Here is a 14,890-nt window from a genome sequence, read left to right as displayed (position 1 = left end):
CCCGCCTGTTATAACCGTCTCAGGCCGGACGAGGACGGTTGCCCAGGGTCGTGGTCGTGGGGGGTGGCACGGCGGGGATGGAAGCGGCCCGGGAGGCACTGGAACGTGGGGCAGACGTGACGGTCGTCGACCAGTCTGAGAGGCTGGACCCCCCCTGGAGAGCCTGGCCTGACCTGATCGGCGGCAGCCTCCTGTCCGGCACTGCCGATTCGCACAAAGCAGGGGTCCCGGTCGAGCTCGGGACGAAGATCGTTTCTGTCGGTCCCGCCCAGGCGACTACGGCGTCGGGGCCGACGTTGCGGGCGGATGCCATAGTCGTAGTCACCGGGACCTCGAACGGCTCAAGGGGGGTCGAGGGGGTAGGGAAGCGAGGGTCATACTTTCTGGATGCGCCATACAAGTACGAGCAACTTGGGCGCTCCATCGCGGGGTCGGAACGCTCTGTGGTGACAGGGGAAGGCGTCCGAGGGCTTGAGGTTGCGGAGAGGCTCGCGGCTGGGGGGAGGAAGGTGGCGCTCGTCGCTTCCTGCTGGTCTTTCGGCGCACCAGGTGCAGGCGCCATGGCAGCGATCGCCGCGGGCGCCGCAGAAAGGGGGGTCTCTCTGCGTACCGGGCAGGCCAGCCGGGTGGTCGGCCAAGGCCGGGTGGAGGCCATGATAGCGGAAGGTGAAGTCATCCCATGTGACACCTTTGTCCAGGTCCCATTGAGGCGGCCGCGGGTCCCCTCACTTCCGGCCCGGCTCGGGCATTCGGGGGGCGTCGTCGTCGACTCTTTTCTCAGGACAGGGGCCGAGACAGTGTACGCCGCGGGCGGTTGCGCCGAACCATCGGGGCTGGTCTCTCCCGAGGGTACCCTGAACCTTCCGGCGGCTTCGGGGAGGGTCGCAGGGGCGAACGCTGCAGGTGGCGAGGTCAGCTTCCGCCCGGGACGCAGCTTCTTCTCAGTGATCTTCGGGCTGTCTTGGTTCCGCTACGGGCCGCCTATGGCAAGCCTGCGCTCTCGAGAGGGAGTGGCGACGGTCGCTTCAAAGCAAGACCCGTGCTCCGTCTGCGCCATAGCATATGACCAAAGGGGTCGGGTTGTGAGCGTGGAGACCGTGGGAAGGTTCAATCCCGATCCAGGTGGGCTCCTATCGTCGATCCCCAACGGTTCGACCCTTGCGTCGCTGGCCTACGGTCCTTTAGGTTCAACCGATATATCGCCGGTGTCTGATACGGCGCGGCTGGGGTTGAAGTCATGGTCAGGGTACTGATTTGCGACCACGTCGAGCTCGAACGGCTTTCGCTGGGCCCAGATATAACGGTGGACTACCGGCCTGACATAACCAGAGACGAGCTCTTGACCGTGGCTGGGGAGTACGATGCGCTGATTGTAAGGAGCAGGACGAAGGTTGACCGGGAAGTCCTCGACAGGGCGGGGCGCCTCAAGCTGGTCGCCCGTCCCGGCACCGGCCTCGACAACGTAGACGTCAGCTACGCGAAGGAGAAGGGGGTGACCGTGGTCAACAGTCCCGAGTCCCTCGTCGAGGCGGTGGCTGAGCACGTGGTCTTGCTGATGCTTGCCCTCAGCCGGAAGCTGGTCGAAGCCGACGTCAGCACGAAATCCGGTAAGTGGGAGAAGAACGCCCTCGTCGGGAGGGAGATGAAGGGGAGGACCCTCGGCATAGTCGGGTTCGGTAGGATTGGAAGGCGGATAGCGGAGATCGGGAGGACGCTGGGCATGTCCGTTCTCGTGTACGACGTAATCCCCATCTCCCCTGACCTGCTCTCTCCGGTCGGAGCCAGGGCGGTGTCCCTGGACGAGCTCTTCTCCTCGTCTGACTACATCACGTTGCACGTCCCCATGACTCCCGAAACGGTTGGGATGGTCGGCGCCGCCAGGCTGGCAAGGATGAAGAGGGGGAGCGTGGTCGTGAACACCTCTAGGGGAGGCGTGATAGACGAGGCCGCCCTCTCCAAGGCCCTCGCGGCAGGGAAAATCGGGGGCGCAGCCCTCGATGTCTTTGAGGCAGAGCCACCCACGGGGGACATACTCAAGGCGCCCAACACCATACTCACACCCCACATAGGGGGCCAGACCGAGGAGGCGCAGACCAACGCCATCGTGGTGGTAGGGGAGAAGGTCAGAGCCTTCTTTTCGAAGAGCTGACTCAACGTTTATTTGCCGACAGCGAACGAGGCGTCCGAATGCCCGTCTACGCTCGGATCTCCAAGACCTGGCAGCAGGTGCTCCACGAGAAGGGAGGGGACATGAGGTCCAGGGCCGTCGAGTTGAGGAAGCAGCCCGCCCTCCTAAGGGTGGACCGCCCTTGGAGGCTCGACCGGGCGAGGGCTCTGGGCTACAAGGCGAAGGAAGGGGTGATCGTGGTGAGGATGAGGGTCTCGCGGGGCGGGATGAGGAAGCAGCGCCCCACGTCAGGGAGGAGACCCAAGCACATGGGGGTCCTCAAGATAAAATCGGCGGTCTCGTCCCAGCAGGTCGCCGAGAGGAGGGTGCAGGAGAGGCATCCGAACATGAAGGTCTTGGGCTCCTACCCGGTGTGGAAGGACGGGATGCATGCCTGGTATGAGTGCGTGCTGATCGACCCGGAGCACCCGGCCATCAGGGCCGACTACAACTACAAGCGCGTGCTCGGGATCCTGGACTAGGCTACCCTTTCATCTCGCTGCTGTGGCCTGGGAATATCTTAGAGGTAGGGTCGGTGTACGCCTTTGCGACGTTCACCGCCGTGGCCGCCTGGGCGAACCCGGTCGCGATAAGGTTGAGCTTCACGCCGTCCAGAGGTCCCGCTATGTCTCCTGAGACGAACACCCCAGGGATGCTCGTTTCCATCTTCCCGTTCGCACTGATCTCTCTCCCATCTATCTGCAGCCCCCAGTCCTTGATGGGCCCCAGGTCCGCCCGGAACCCTATGTTGACCAGTATCGCGTCGACGTCGATCGTCTCCTCTGCCTTCGTCCGGTTGTCGAATATGACCGCCTGAGTGACCTTCGACCCGTCTCCCTCTACGCTCTTGACCTCGTGGAAGAGCCGTACGTCGCACCCCGACTTCATAAGCTCGGAAACGCTCCCCTCATGGGCCCTGAACACGTCCCTCCTGTGGACCAGCGTGATCTTCTTGGCGATCCCCTGTATGTTCAGCGCCCAGTCCACGGCCGAATTCCCACCGCCAACGACAAGGAGCCTCTTCCCGCTGAAGGCGCTCTTGTCTTTGACGAAGTAGTACACTCCCTTCCCTTCGTAGTCCGAGGCGCCCTGGGCGTCAAGCCTGTTGGGGGAGAATGCTCCGACGCCTGCCGCGATCAGGACCGCCTTCGAAACGTGGGTCGTCCCTTTGTCCGTTCCGAGCTCGATCAGTCCGTTGTCCCTGCGCAGGGTCATCACCCTCTCTCCAAGGACCACGGTCGGATTGTACTGGAAGGCCTGCTCCACTAGGTTCTTCACGAGGTCTTTCGCGAGCACCTTTGCGAAGCCAGGCGCGTCGAAGACGTACTTCTCTGGGTACAAGACCGCCACCTGGCCTCCCGGCTCTTCGAGCGCGTCGATCAGCTTGGTCTTCATCTGCCGCAGTCCGGCATAGAATGTCGCGAAGAGGCCGCTGGGACCCGCGCCGATTATGGTGATGTCATAAACGTCGTCAGGCATGGGCGTTTTGGCTGGCCCCCCTGAACCCTGTATAAGGGTTCGGGGCTAGAAGAGCCCAGATGCCGCCGGGTCCTGGGGTTTCAGCATCTCGCGAAGGAGGACTGTGGCATACTGACCCCGCGCAAGCGTGAAGCTCAGCTTCACAGTCCCTTCTTGGACGTCCCACTTGGCATCCCTTACGGCCAGGTGGGGCCTTCTGAACCCGCCCTCTGACGAGGCTTCCTGCATCTCCTTCAGGTAGAACTGGGCGGGGATGACCCCCTCTGCTTTCAGCGCTTCGCCCGTGCACGCGTCGAACCGCGACCCATAGTCGCGGTAGGCATATCCAGGCATCTGAATCAGCGGCACAGCATCTGCGATCGGGTCCTCCTTGACCCCTCTCACCTTCGACAGCAGGAGGCCGTTCTCCCCACAAGACGCCCAGTTGTCCCCCCGCCGGCACCCCGAGAGGTCTTCGCCCCTTTTCAGGGCCGTGCTGAGGGCCTTGTTGAAAATGTACGACTGGTACGCCTGCACGTAGAGCCTGCGCAGGCTGACGGGGACCGCCCTCAGAGCCCTGACCCATTCGCCAGGGTGAGACGCAACCGCCTTCGAGACCCTCGTCTCCATGTCTTTGCCTTTTGGGAGGGGAGCGTCTTCCTCGCCTTTCGTTCCCTTGCCGATGAGCAGGTTGACGGCGCCTTCGAAATCTCCCTTCACCATCGCCCTTCCTATCGAATGGGTGCCGGGGCTCGTCGCTCCGAACCTCTGCAGACCATAGTAGTTGGGGAGCTCTCTGGCCTCGGCCAGTCGGAGCGCCTCGGCGACCCTCTCGCCGATCTCCCTGCAACAGTCCCTGAGGACCACCTCGAACTTGTTCGCGATCACAGAGGAGCGGGAAAGCGGCCTGGGGAGGTACCCTACGAGCGAGGCTTCATACCTCGCCCCCTCCACGTGCGCGGGACGAGATGATCTGAGGCTCGTAGGGGTGACGTATTGGACCGCGACGGCCCTGCTGTCCTTCATCCCTCCGTAGCTGACCCTGCTCTTCAGCCCCGAAGCTAGCTCTCTCGCCATGTGCATCGTGTCTATGGATCGTTTCTCCACCCGATAGAGCGGGTACTTCCCGGCGCTCCACTCGCGTTCCAGCCCTTCCGCGCCGATGACTTCCTCGACCCTGAAGTCTCCCGGCGTGACCTTCGCGCGGCCTGCGCAGGGCGGCCCTGGAGTAGCATAGAGCTCCATCCCCACCGCTCTTTCCGCCGTCGGGGGCTCGGTCATAGCAGCCTGAGGTTCCCGGTTATCTCGTCAATCTCTCCGTCGGGCCCCGGTCCGATCCCCAGGCAGGTGACTGTCCCGGGCTCAACCTGGGTCAGCCCCCTGTCCTCTACCAGGGCCGCCGGGAGCCCAGCGCGCCTCGCCCTCTGAAACAGCTCTCGGAGCTCTGCTTCGGACTGGGTCCTCAACACCACCTTCGCCTGCCCTTCCTCCTTCCAGACCTCATACCAAGCGGGCTTCCGCTGAGCCATCTCGGCTGCTGAAAGCGACGCGTGCGCGACCTGTGCCGCGATCTTCCCCTTCCCCATCTTGAGGTCCGACCTCACGACTATGACCTGCTTCATTGACGGCGTTTGCCAATGGTTATTACGAGTCTGGTTAAGGCTTTGTAAAGTCCTGGGACGTGACCAACGAGTACGACGTGGTGGTCGCCGGCGGGAGCGTCGCCGGCCTGGCTTTTGCTTCCGAAGCGGCGAAGAGGGGGGCGAAGGTCCTCGTGGCCGAGGAGCACCCTGAGATAGGAGAGCCTGAGAAGTGCGACGGCCTGGTGAGCCTCAGGGGCCTGCGCAAGTACGGCTACCCTCCGGGACCGGCGTCTGTGCAGAACAAGATCTTCTCGGCGGTGTTCCACTCCCCTTCGGGGAGGCATTTCGCCGTCAACGCCACGGCCCTCGACGTCGTCGTCTTGGACAGGAGCGCGTTTGACAAGGAAGTCGCGGCGTCGGCTGAAAGGAACGGGGCCGTGGTGTCCCTCCGAACGCGCGTCGCCAGGGCGGAGCAGAAAGGAGACCGGATGGAAGTCTCGGTAGGGGGGGAAAAGGTGATTTCGAAGCTCTTCGTGGACGCCACGGGACCGGCGTCAAGCCCCCGTCGAGGCATAATCCCTGCGGCCAAGTACGAGCTGGAGGGGGACTGGATAAGGGAACACGTCGTAGAGGTCTTCGTGGACGCAGCAAGGTATCCGGGGTTCTTCGCCTGGGTCATCCCCTTCGGAGGGCACAGGGCGAAGGTGGGAGCCGCGGGATACGGGGTGAGCCCCTACAAAGCCCTCGAAGGGTTCCTCGCCGGGAGGAGCTTCAACGTGCTGAGGCGGGTCACGGCGCCGATCTATGTCGGAGGGCCAGCCGCGGACTTCGTGGAAGGGAGGAAGATATACGTGGGAGAGTCGGCGGGCCAGGTCAAGCCTACCACGGCGGGGGGGATCATGACTTCCATCGCCGGGGCCGTGATGGCGGCCAAATGGGCCTGCGCCAGCATCGAACAGGACAAGCCCGCGCTGCTCGAACGGTATCAGAGGGAATGGGAGGTTGCCTTCCTGAAGGAGATGAAGGCCATGCTGAGGCTCCGCGGGGTCTTCGAGAAGCTCTCCGACTCCGACCTCGAGGCGGTCTTCACATCGTTGGCGACCCCGAAGCTGGTCCTGAGGCTCTCGCAGACCGACTTCGACTTCCACGCAACCGCCCTGCTTGGCGCCTTGGGAGTGGGAGGGCTTCTCAGGATCGCCAGGGTCGTGGCCTCGGCGGAGGTCAGGTCGCTCCTCGTGGAGGGGTGAGACCCGCCCCGTTCCAGGGCTCTGTTAACCCGTCTTTGGCCGACTTGTCCGGCCCCGGCGTGGTTAACGGCCCACGCTTCAAATGGTCTGAAGGAGGAGAGAGGGGGCATTTGAGCCAACCGAGTTTTGACCGGTGGGGGGCAACCATTCGGCTGATCATCGTCGTTATCGGCGGAGTTGTGGTTTGTGAAACTCAAGGCGGTCTTGCCTAGTCGGTCTGTCCCCGCCCTTGGGCTAATCGTGACTGTCAGCGGCGGAGCCATCCGGGTCTTTGGGTTAGGAGGGAACACCAGTCGGTTAACAGGGAGAACCTTGAACCAAAATCAAGTTAACAGAGCCCGTTTCAGCAACCTATATCTGCCGGGGCGGGAGGGGACCTTAAGAAATGTCCCAGGGCACGGTGACGCTCCCCCTCTGTAATTCATGCAACAGGCCCATCAAGCCTGCCGAGAGGGCCGTCCACTTCAGCTGCCCGAGCTGCCACGAGACAGTCATCTGGCGCTCGGAAAAATGCAGGAAGTTCTCCAGGAGATACAAATGCGTCAACTGCGGCTTCGAAGGGCCTTAGGAGGCGCGCCCGTTGGGTTCCTACCTGATCAGAATCAAGCTCCTTCCTGAGGACCCTGCGACCGACCTTCAGAAGCTCACCGATTCGGTCGCAGCCCACCTCCCGGAACCCGCCCGCATCAAAAGCCAGAGGGTCGAGCCCATAGCCTTCGGGCTGTCGGCCGTCATCGTCGACGTGGTCGCGCCGGAAGAGGAAGGCGTGGTTGACAGGATCGAAGACGCGGTTTCCAAGGCTCCTCTTGTGAGCCAGTACGAGGTGACAGGGGTGAGCCGGATGTCTAGCAAACTCCCACCGCAGCCGCCGTCCTGACCCTGCCATCGACTGATACCTTTTATACCGCCGGGGGCACCCTGAACACGCCGTTTCTACAGCGGTGTGGATTTCATGAGATACCCTCTCAGATATGCAGCATTCGAGTGGATCAAGGAGAAGAAGAACGCGACGGACTCCGAACTCCTGGAGGCGCTGAACAAGAACGGAAGCAAGTGCTCTCCGAACGAGCTTGACAAGGTGCTCATGCAGCTTGAAATCCTCGGCCTCATTTCCATAAGGTGGGTGTCCAAGGACAAAAGGCGGATAGAGTTCCAGGAGAAGCCCCTAGAGGAGCTTCGGATGCCCCGCATGGCTGAGTGACCTAACCGATATATCGGCCGGGCCGAGGCGAGCTAAAGCGTGGGCGTCGACTTCGGGGACTCCATTCCACGCGAGAAGATACAGCTGGAAGACATATCCGGGTGGAAGCTCGCGGTCGACGGCTATAACACCCTCTACCAGTTCCTAGCGATAATCCGCGGCATGGACGGGGGTCACCTGAAGGACTCCCAGGGGAGGGTGACTTCGCACATCTCGGGCCTCTTCTACAGGAACGTGAACCTGCTCGAACTTGGGATGAAGCTGGTCTACGTCTTCGACGGGAAGCCGCCGGAGCTCAAGATGGAGGAGATCAGGCGCCGCTCCGAAGCGAGGCGCGAAGCGAAGGACAAGTATCTCCGGGCCCTACAGGCGGGAGAGGTGGCCCAGGCCAGGAAGTACGCCGAAGCCTCCACCGTCCTCAGGCGGGACATGGTTGCTGACGCCAAGGAGCTCCTGGACGCCATGGGGATCCCCTGGGTGGATGCGCCGTCGGAAGGGGAAGCGCAGGCTTCCGTCATGGCGATCGAAGGGTCGGTGGGTGCGGTGGCGTCCCAGGACCACGACTCGCTGGTCTTCGGCGCCCCAGTCCTCGTCCGCAACGTCACGATTTCGGGGAAGAGGCGGCTCCCGAGCAAGGGGATCGTGATCAACGTCGTGCCAGAAAGGATAACCCTGTCTTCTGTGCTCGAATCGACGGGGCTGACCCGCGAGCAGCTCGTCGACTACGCGATACTCCTTGGGACCGACTTCAACCCGGACGGGTTCGAGGGGGTCGGTCCGGCTACCGCCTTGAAGTACCTGAAGAAGTACGGGAAGCTCGAAGAAGTCAGGGAGCTCAGCAAGCCGCTGGAGGCGGTCGACTACGCGGCGATAAGGAAGCTATACCTCGACGCCCCGTCTGTCAAGGGAGTACAACCGGTCTGGAAACCCCTCGACAGGGAAAGGGTGATCTCCTTCCTAGTGGGGGAGCACTCCTTCTCTAGGGACCGGGTGGAGGCGGCCATAGCCAGGGTACACTCTACCAAGGCAGCCCAGTCTGAGACACTGGAGAAGTGGTTCGGTTGACCCCTCCTTCCCTGCCAAGCCTTGCCGACATCAAACGGGCCGAGGTCAGGGTACGCAAGTACGTCCCCGAGACCCCCCTCGAATACTCCAAGGGGGCGTCCGACCTGCTAGGAAGGAGGACGTATCTCAAGCTGGAGACGTCGCTTCCTATCCACGTCTTCAAGCTGCGAGGCGCACTAAACAAGCTGCTCTCCCTCCCTGAGGCCGACCTGAAGAGGGGTGTGATCACAGCGTCCTCGGGGAATCACGGGCTCGCGATCGCCTACGCCTCCAGGCTTTTCGGGGCGTCTGCCACCATTTGCGTCCCAAAGAACGTAAACCCGCAGAAGCTTGCCGCCATCCAGGAACAGGGCGCGACCGTCCTGAGGCATGGAGAAGGGTATGACGGGGCCTACGAGAGCGCCCTGGTCCAGGCGAAGAGGCGGGGTCTCACCTTCGTCCATGCCTTCAATGACAGCGTCGTGATCGCGGGACAGGGGACGTGCGGCCTCGAGATGGTGAGGCAGCTCCCCGAGATGGACTCGGTGGCCGTGCCCATCGGGGGCGGGGGTCTGATATCCGGGGTGGCCATCGCCGTGAAGAAGTCTATCCCCCGAGCCCGGGTCTACGGCGCCGAGACCGTCGCCATCCCTTCCATGCTCGAGTCCGTGAGGCTGGGGAGGGTGACCAGGGTCGACCCGGGTCGGACCATCGCCGACGGGATGCAGGCGGCAGCCCCGGGGGAGCTCACCTTTGAGGCGGCAAGGAGGTTCGTCGACAAGATCGGCCTCGTGAGCGACTCAGAAATCGAAGACGCCATCTTCGACCTCCTCTCCCTTTCCCGTGTCCTGGCGGAACCCGCGGGAGCGTCCCCATTGGCCGCGATGAAAGGACCACTGAGGGGAGAACCGGGAGACAGGGTTGTGCTGGTGATAAGCGGGGGGAACATTGCAGTGGACCTCCTCCGGTCCATCATCACGCGAAGGCGGAAATGAACTCCCTGACGTTCCGCGCCATAAGATACGGGTTCGACACACGCTCCTCCCTCAAGGTCCTCGACCTCACCTCGCCGTAGTCGTGCCCAGGGTAGATGACGGTCTCCGGAGGGAGGTTGAAGATGACGTCGTAAAGGCTCGAGTACATAGCGCTCGCCTCTTCCCGGTCGAACTTCCCGATTGTCCCGACGAACAATGTGTCCCCGGTGAAGACCTCGCGCCCTCCATAGATGCAGACGCTGTCCTCGGTATGGCCGGGCGTGTGGAGGATCTTCAGGGCCGCCCGCCCGACCTCGAGCACGTCTCCGTCCCTGACCCTAAGGTCGCACTCCGCCGTGGAGTTTTCATGGGCCACCAGCTTCCCTCCTACCTTCCCGGCGAGCTCTCCCATGGTAGACATGTGGTCGAAGTGTCCGTGGGTGGCCACGATGTACTTCACCCGGGCGCCCGACTCGGCCACCGCCTTCTCTATAGGCCCCGTCTCCCACCCCGAATCGACGACCGCTGCGTCCCGCGTCGTCGGGTCCACGGCGAGGTAGACCATGTTCGACATGGGCCCTACCGGGATCTGATTCACCACCAGTGCCACGCGCGCACAGCGGCAGATTCACGTTTATCAAGTTCCACTGCACGGGAAGGCCCGGACTTGAGCCCCGCGGGTAAGAAGCCGTCGGAGTCTGAGATGACTACAGCGAGGCTGATGATGCCCACCGACGCCAACGTCCTGGGGAACGTCTTCGGTGGGGCGATAATGAGGTACATGGACGAGATAGCCGCCATCGTGGCCTGGCGGCACGCGGGGAAGAACGTGGTCACCGCCTCGATCGACAGGATGGACTTCTACGCACCCGTATTCGTGGGGGACCTCCTCATGATGAAGGCGGCGGTGAACTTCGTCGGGACGACATCGATGGAGATTGGGGTCAGGATAGAGGCGGTTGACCCGTCCACCCGCAGAGGGACCCACACGGGGTCCTGCTTTCTGACCTACGTCGCCCTCGACGAAAAGGGGAAGCCCACCCCTATCCCTCCTCTCTCTCCGACCACTCCCAAGGAGAAGAGACGCTTCAGGGAGGCCCTCGCAAGGAGGAAGCTACGGGAGGCGGCCCAGGCAGTGATTCGGAGCCGGTGACACCTGCCGGACTTTGATTGCCGGCTCAAGAAAACTAGAGCACGTCGCACTTAGGGTGCTCGGCCGCTGCTCGGGGACGTGCGCGACTTCTCCGAAGGGTTCAGGGTCGACAGGATGCGCAGTGGCAACGCCGCGGTCTACATATTGAAGGAACAGTTCGAGAAGTTCTCCTCATCTCCTCAGAAGGTGGAGACCTGCGAGTCGATAGCGAGCTGCTTCTACCAGCTAGAGCAATATGAAGACGCTGCCGGGTGGTATGAGACCGCCGGGAGGCTCATACTCTCCGAGCCGACGGTCACCCCCACCATCAAGGCTCTAAGCGCCCTTTCAGTCTATGAGAGGGCACTGGACTGCTACAGGAGGGAAGAGGACGAGGAGAGGTTCACCGAGTGTTCGACTCTGATACGAGAGCTGAGGCGGGCCTGCGCTTCAGCCTGAGCCGCCCTTTGAGTCTTCTTCGGCCTTCGCGCTCATCCGGTTGACGGTCTTCACATGGCACTCCTCGCAGACAGGTTCCTCCCTGGGCCCGACCTTGAAGGTGTGCAGGACGACCTCCAGCTCCGCATCGCAGAAATAGCACTTCGCCTTCAGTCGCCGCTCCCCCTGGGTGCGTATATCCTCCTCTTCACCATCTCCTTCCCCCCCTTGAAGTACCACACTTCGGCTTCCGCCTTCGCGTTCTTCCCCCACTCCGCGAGCTCCTCGAGCTCTTCCTTGGTCGCCCTCGCCTTGCCGCTCTTCACCTGGATGAGCAGGACCCTCCCCCCCTTCGCCGCGAACACGTCTACCGCGCCATGAGACGCTGCGCTCCGCGAGACCATCCAGCCGTCCTTCCTGAGCGCGTTCATCGCCCTGTATTCCCTTGACCGACCGGACTGGTAGTTGCGGTTGGGCACCGGGAAGCGGGCTCGATTCAGAAGCATGTAAACGTGTTCTGGGCTCGGGCGTCCCATGGGAGGGGTCTGCAGAAACTCATCCCGAAGGGTAAGCTTATGACGACCGGGCCGAGAGGCGGGATCAGATTTGGACGAGGTCGAGAAGTCCCTGAAGGCGATGGAGGCCCGTTTCTCAGGGCAGTTGCAGCGCCGCGACAGGGTCCTAAAAGACACCCGGGATGTCATATCCGCCTCTTCCAGGGCGATCATCAGCGTCCATACGGGGAAGCTGAAGGAAGGGGAAAGAGAACTGGCGAAGGCGAGGGCCCTGATGAACGAGCTGAGAAAGTCCTCAGAGCCCTCTCTGTCCCGCTACCTGATCTCTCCCGAAGCGGAGGTGGTCGAAGCGTCAGCCGTCGTGTCCCTTGCCAAAGGGAAGGCAGTGCCGTCCATGGAGAGCCTGGGGGCTTCTCCCGAAGCGTATCTGCTCGGACTGCTCGACACCGTAGGGGAACTGAAGAGGCTCGTGCTCGACTCTATCCTCAGGAGGAAGCTCCCCAGAGCGAAGAGATACTTCGAGGTCATGGAGGAGCTCTACTCTGCCTGCGCGCCGCTGGCGGTCTACGACCACGTCGTGAACGGCGCGCGCCGTAAGATAGACGTGGCAAGGATGTTGGTCGAGGACACCAGGGGGCTACTAGCCGTGGAACTCGGGCGGGAGTCGGTGAGCATTTCGATGTCGCGCCTGGAGAAGAAGCTGGCTGGCGGGCGTGCCTAGAACTCTCTCAGCAGCCTGCTCGTCTTGATTTCAGGATAGGGGGAGTCAAGGCGGACGACGTTGACCTTCAGCCCTCTTCGCGCCGCCTCGCTTTTGATGTCGCCTTCCATATGGTACTGGTCGTAGCCCAGCGCGACCACGTCAGGCGAGACCTTCTGCAGGGTGACGTAGATGTCCCCCTCGACCCCGAGTATCGCCGCGTCGACGCTCCGGAGGGCCGACAGCAACCTGACCCTGTCCTTCTCTGAGACGATCGGCTCTCTCCCCTTCCTCTTCCTGATGGTGCTGTCCCTGGCGACGGAGACCACCAGGGCGTCTCCGAGGCCCTTCGCCTTCTCTATCGTGTAGACGTGTCCGTAGTGTATGACTTCGAACCCCCCGCCGATGAAGACCACTTTGATGGACTTCCTCCCCTTCTCGGTGAGCCTGGCCCTCCCGCCCTCTGTCCTGACCAGTCCTCGCTCGTCAAGGACGGAAAGCTCGTGCTCTGCTTCGCTCCTGCTCAGGTGGAGCCTTTGCCCCAGGGTCCGGGCGTCGGGAGCGGTCCCGAGCAGGGAAGCGGAGAATATGGCCGCCAGGACGTGCCTGCTGTTCATGCGTCACCAGTCAATCTTGACGGTCCCCGAGAAGGATAGGGAGTCCAAAAGCCCTTCGGCATATCCGATGCTCAGCATGGCCATCTCGTCCTCCCCGTTCGCCAGGAAGCTCTCTGCGTCCTTCATGTAAAGCTCGGCGTTCTCCAGCACGTGCTCGTACTCGGTCCCCAGCTTCGGCTTCACCGAAGCCAGCGCCCTCTTCGTCTTTGCGACGTATCTGGGGACCAGGGTCTGGGCTGTCCTCAGCACGCCATCGGAGTTCCCTCTGAGGTCTGACTCCGCCACCGAGAAGAACGCCGACACGGCCTCCTTCTCAGTGAAATGGAGATTGCCAGGGACCACTATACAGTGCGGCGGCTCCCCGAATTCCTTCTTCGCCAGCGCTTCGAAACTCCCGGCGGCTAGCCTCTCGTCCTCCCGTCCGAGCCTGGAAAGCACCAGCCCGAGCGTCCTTTCGTTGACCACCCCCCGCTTGAAATTCCCCTCAGCCAAGAGGAGCCCCGCGATGGCGTCCGCCGGGGAAACCCCTTCCCCGCTCTGAACATCGTACTCCAGCAACAGCAGAGTGTGCGCCCCTTCGAGGAGGTTCTGATGTAGGATGTGGTACGCCTGCGTCAGCTTCCCCACCGAGTCCCTGGTCACCGTGACGGTCCGCGAGAACTTGTATGAATGGAGCCCAGATGAGCTCGCGGCGGCGGAGGCGATGGTCGCCGAGTGGACCACCCTGGTCTCCGTCCCCTGCCTGACCGCCCTCGCCCTCAGCTCGTTGTGCGTGGTGGCTATCATCGGGTCCCCCAAGACCGCGAGAGCAACCTTCTGGCCCGCCGCTTCAGACAAGATCCTCCCTCCATCCTCGAGGAAATCCCTGTCCACGACCGTGGGGATCCTCCCCGTCGCCCTCTGCAACTCGTTGAGCAGCTTGGGCTCGTGGGGGGTGGTATAGTACTCGAGATAGACCACGTCGGCCTTCTTCAGTTCTTCTACGCCTTCGAGCGTCAACCCCTCGGCGCCTAGGCCGAGGCCGACAAAGGAGAGACGACCCATTGTCCTTGCCTATGACTTCCCATTATATCAATCCAGAATGGTTTCGTCGACGTTCCGGCGGGGGGGGCTTTCCATTTTTGATTGCCTCCTTATCGGGGCGCCGCTCGCCCGATCCCCATGGCGTTGGGAACGCTTTTAATTCCGGCTAATTGGCGGCGTCCTCGGTGGGCCCTTGGCTCAGCCAGGTTAGAGCGGCTGGCTCTTAGCTAGCTTTGGGAGTCACCAGCATGCCGTGGGAGGCGCTCAAATCGCCCACGAGTTCGAATCCCACAGGGCCCGCCACCTGCTTCGCCCTCTCGTCAGGGGGCATCTTGCTATGATTGGCCCCAAACTTTCTGGCCGTGATCTAGCTTACGAGACCTGGCTGCACCTGGGCGATGGAAACCTCACCAGCTATCCGCCCCATTACCGCTACGCAAGTGGGAACAGAGCTTCAGAGTATGGTTTCTACTGGGACAAGGTGGTGCCTCTTGTCAGGGAGCCGTACGATCTCAACACCCTCAGACCGAACACGGCTCAGCGTACGAGGCGACGCACTCCAAGGAACTCGTGTTGTTAAAGGCAGAACGAGTCGGACTGCCCACCGGCCCCAAAGACCAGCTTCATCGCCTCCCCCAAGCTATCATACAAGAAGGCGGACCGTCAATCGCACAGCTTCTGCCTGACCTGTTCGACGCTGACGGTTCTCCGAAGGTGCGAATGGCGCGGCGTTCGCCTCTGCGACAAGCTCCTCGAACGTCCGCACGACGCATGCTCTGGATGACGAAGAT

At 62.4% G+C, this 14,890-nt stretch carries 19 protein-coding genes and 1 tRNA gene; 13 read left to right on the top strand and 7 right to left on the bottom strand.

The annotated features are described in order from the left end of the window. The first annotated feature begins 38 nt into the window (after positions 1 to 38). The 3 genes from JRN21_07155 to JRN21_07145 are packed head-to-tail and all read left to right on the top strand — an operon-like array spanning position 39 to position 2,649. Positions 39 to 1,253 carry an FAD-dependent oxidoreductase gene (locus tag JRN21_07155; GenBank protein MDG6989088.1) on the top strand — a complete coding sequence of 405 codons (1,215 nt, stop codon included), beginning with the start codon at positions 39 to 41 and terminating at the stop codon, positions 1,251 to 1,253. Then, complete coding sequence (locus JRN21_07150) at positions 1,238 to 2,149, top strand: hydroxyacid dehydrogenase (protein ID MDG6989087.1); 912 nt, start codon at positions 1,238 to 1,240, stop codon at positions 2,147 to 2,149. Before JRN21_07155 ends, JRN21_07150 begins: the two co-directional genes overlap by 16 nt. 38 nt (positions 2,150 to 2,187) lie before the next feature. Next, the gene (locus JRN21_07145) at positions 2,188 to 2,649 is read left to right on the top strand and encodes a 50S ribosomal protein L15e (GenBank protein ID MDG6989086.1); all 462 of its coding nucleotides are present in this window, start codon (positions 2,188 to 2,190) and stop codon (positions 2,647 to 2,649) included. Between the two features lies 1 nt (position 2,650). Here JRN21_07145 and JRN21_07140 read toward each other — a convergent pair whose 3' ends face one another. Genes JRN21_07140 through JRN21_07130 form a run of 3 tightly spaced genes read right to left on the bottom strand, consistent with a single transcriptional unit; the run spans position 2,651 to position 5,247 of the window. Then, positions 2,651 to 3,646 (bottom strand): NAD(P)/FAD-dependent oxidoreductase, encoded by a 996-nt coding sequence (locus JRN21_07140; GenBank protein MDG6989085.1) that lies wholly within the window; start codon positions 3,644 to 3,646, stop codon positions 2,651 to 2,653. Positions 3,647 to 3,691: 45 nt separating this feature from the next. Beyond that, complete coding sequence (gene truD, locus JRN21_07135) at positions 3,692 to 4,906, bottom strand: tRNA pseudouridine(13) synthase TruD (GenBank protein MDG6989084.1); 1,215 nt, start codon at positions 4,904 to 4,906, stop codon at positions 3,692 to 3,694. Further along, entirely contained in the window at positions 4,903 to 5,247 is a 345-nt protein-coding gene (locus JRN21_07130) for a peptidyl-tRNA hydrolase (GenBank protein ID MDG6989083.1), read from the bottom strand. The genes truD and JRN21_07130 overlap by 4 nt, the downstream gene beginning before the upstream one ends. A 59-nt stretch (positions 5,248 to 5,306) precedes the next feature. Between JRN21_07130 and JRN21_07125 the strand changes: the two genes are divergently transcribed. The 6 genes from JRN21_07125 to JRN21_07100 all read left to right on the top strand — a co-directional run bounded on the left by JRN21_07125 (position 5,307) and on the right by JRN21_07100 (position 9,695). Next, positions 5,307 to 6,455 (top strand): NAD(P)/FAD-dependent oxidoreductase, encoded by a 1,149-nt coding sequence (locus tag JRN21_07125; protein MDG6989082.1) that lies wholly within the window; start codon positions 5,307 to 5,309, stop codon positions 6,453 to 6,455. Between the two features lie 385 nt (positions 6,456 to 6,840). Then, on the top strand, positions 6,841 to 7,023 hold the full coding sequence (locus JRN21_07120) for a DUF1610 domain-containing protein (protein MDG6989081.1): 183 nt from the start codon (positions 6,841 to 6,843) through the stop codon (positions 7,021 to 7,023). Between the two features lie 12 nt (positions 7,024 to 7,035). Next, entirely contained in the window at positions 7,036 to 7,332 is a 297-nt protein-coding gene (locus tag JRN21_07115) for an elongation factor 1-beta (GenBank protein ID MDG6989080.1), read from the top strand. 75 nt (positions 7,333 to 7,407) lie between these two features. Then, on the top strand, positions 7,408 to 7,656 hold the full coding sequence (locus JRN21_07110; protein MDG6989079.1) for a hypothetical protein: 249 nt from the start codon (positions 7,408 to 7,410) through the stop codon (positions 7,654 to 7,656). Positions 7,657 to 7,695: 39 nt separating this feature from the next. Then, the gene (locus tag JRN21_07105) at positions 7,696 to 8,721 is read left to right on the top strand and encodes a flap endonuclease-1 (GenBank protein ID MDG6989078.1); all 1,026 of its coding nucleotides are present in this window, start codon (positions 7,696 to 7,698) and stop codon (positions 8,719 to 8,721) included. Continuing rightward, complete coding sequence (locus JRN21_07100; GenBank protein MDG6989077.1) at positions 8,718 to 9,695, top strand: threonine/serine dehydratase; 978 nt, start codon at positions 8,718 to 8,720, stop codon at positions 9,693 to 9,695. The genes JRN21_07105 and JRN21_07100 overlap by 4 nt, the downstream gene beginning before the upstream one ends. On the opposite strand, the gene JRN21_07095 is transcribed toward JRN21_07100, so the two are convergent. Next, the gene (locus tag JRN21_07095) at positions 9,676 to 10,284 is read right to left on the bottom strand and encodes an MBL fold metallo-hydrolase (protein MDG6989076.1); all 609 of its coding nucleotides are present in this window, start codon (positions 10,282 to 10,284) and stop codon (positions 9,676 to 9,678) included. The two genes, JRN21_07100 and JRN21_07095, sit on opposite strands and share 20 nt — an antisense overlap. Positions 10,285 to 10,377: 93 nt before the next feature. On the opposite strand from JRN21_07095, the gene JRN21_07090 reads away from it, so the two are divergent. After that, on the top strand, positions 10,378 to 10,827 hold the full coding sequence (locus JRN21_07090) for an acyl-CoA thioesterase (GenBank protein ID MDG6989075.1): 450 nt from the start codon (positions 10,378 to 10,380) through the stop codon (positions 10,825 to 10,827). A gap of 78 nt (positions 10,828 to 10,905) precedes the next feature. After that, on the top strand, positions 10,906 to 11,265 hold the full coding sequence (locus JRN21_07085; protein ID MDG6989074.1) for a hypothetical protein: 360 nt from the start codon (positions 10,906 to 10,908) through the stop codon (positions 11,263 to 11,265). 149 nt (positions 11,266 to 11,414) lie between these two features. On the opposite strand, the gene JRN21_07080 is transcribed toward JRN21_07085, so the two are convergent. Further along, positions 11,415 to 11,723, bottom strand: a complete 309-nt coding sequence (locus tag JRN21_07080) for a hypothetical protein (protein MDG6989073.1) — start codon at positions 11,721 to 11,723, stop codon at positions 11,415 to 11,417. Between the two features lie 127 nt (positions 11,724 to 11,850). Here JRN21_07080 and JRN21_07075 point away from each other — a divergent pair, with 127 nt between their 5' ends. Next, positions 11,851 to 12,480, top strand: coding sequence for an RNA-binding protein (locus JRN21_07075; protein ID MDG6989072.1), 630 nt, complete (start codon positions 11,851 to 11,853; stop codon positions 12,478 to 12,480). Here the strand turns inward: JRN21_07075 and JRN21_07070 are convergent. Together JRN21_07070 and dph5 are read right to left on the bottom strand one after the other, a co-directional pair. After that, positions 12,477 to 13,076 (bottom strand): FAD synthase, encoded by a 600-nt coding sequence (locus JRN21_07070; protein ID MDG6989071.1) that lies wholly within the window; start codon positions 13,074 to 13,076, stop codon positions 12,477 to 12,479. The two genes, JRN21_07075 and JRN21_07070, sit on opposite strands and share 4 nt — an antisense overlap. Before the next feature lie 3 nt (positions 13,077 to 13,079). Continuing rightward, on the bottom strand, positions 13,080 to 14,120 hold the full coding sequence (dph5, locus tag JRN21_07065; protein MDG6989070.1) for a diphthine synthase: 1,041 nt from the start codon (positions 14,118 to 14,120) through the stop codon (positions 13,080 to 13,082). A 166-nt stretch (positions 14,121 to 14,286) separates the two neighbouring features. On the opposite strand from dph5, the gene JRN21_07060 reads away from it, so the two are divergent. Further along, positions 14,287 to 14,402, top strand: a tRNA-Lys gene (locus JRN21_07060). Positions 14,403 to 14,890 lie beyond the last annotated feature (488 nt).

Source organism: Nitrososphaerota archaeon (genome assembly GCA_029785825.1).
In the GTDB taxonomy this organism is placed as follows: domain Archaea; phylum Thermoproteota; class Nitrososphaeria; order Nitrososphaerales; family Gagatemarchaeaceae; genus UBA183.
The sequence above is the reverse complement of the archived record's forward strand: the minus strand, read 5'-3'. Positions and strand labels throughout refer to the sequence as shown.

Excerpts from the sequence above, each read along its gene's own strand:
- JRN21_07145 (MDG6989086.1), top strand. The coding sequence starts at position 2,188 with ATGCCCGTCTACGCTCGGATCTCCAAGACCTGGCAGCAGGTGCTCCAC.
- JRN21_07150 (MDG6989087.1), top strand. The coding sequence starts at position 1,238 with ATGGTCAGGGTACTGATTTGCGACCACGTCGAGCTCGAACGGCTTTCG.
- JRN21_07140 (MDG6989085.1), bottom strand. The coding sequence starts at position 3,646 with ATGCCTGACGACGTTTATGACATCACCATAATCGGCGCGGGTCCCAGC.
- dph5 (MDG6989070.1), bottom strand. The coding sequence starts at position 14,120 with ATGGGTCGTCTCTCCTTTGTCGGCCTCGGCCTAGGCGCCGAGGGGTTG.
- JRN21_07130 (MDG6989083.1), bottom strand. The coding sequence starts at position 5,247 with ATGAAGCAGGTCATAGTCGTGAGGTCGGACCTCAAGATGGGGAAGGGG.
- JRN21_07090 (MDG6989075.1), top strand. The coding sequence starts at position 10,378 with ATGACTACAGCGAGGCTGATGATGCCCACCGACGCCAACGTCCTGGGG.
- JRN21_07110 (MDG6989079.1), top strand. The coding sequence starts at position 7,408 with ATGAGATACCCTCTCAGATATGCAGCATTCGAGTGGATCAAGGAGAAG.
- truD (MDG6989084.1), bottom strand. The coding sequence starts at position 4,906 with ATGACCGAGCCCCCGACGGCGGAAAGAGCGGTGGGGATGGAGCTCTAT.
- JRN21_07070 (MDG6989071.1), bottom strand. The coding sequence starts at position 13,076 with ATGAACAGCAGGCACGTCCTGGCGGCCATATTCTCCGCTTCCCTGCTC.
- JRN21_07120 (MDG6989081.1), top strand. The coding sequence starts at position 6,841 with ATGTCCCAGGGCACGGTGACGCTCCCCCTCTGTAATTCATGCAACAGG.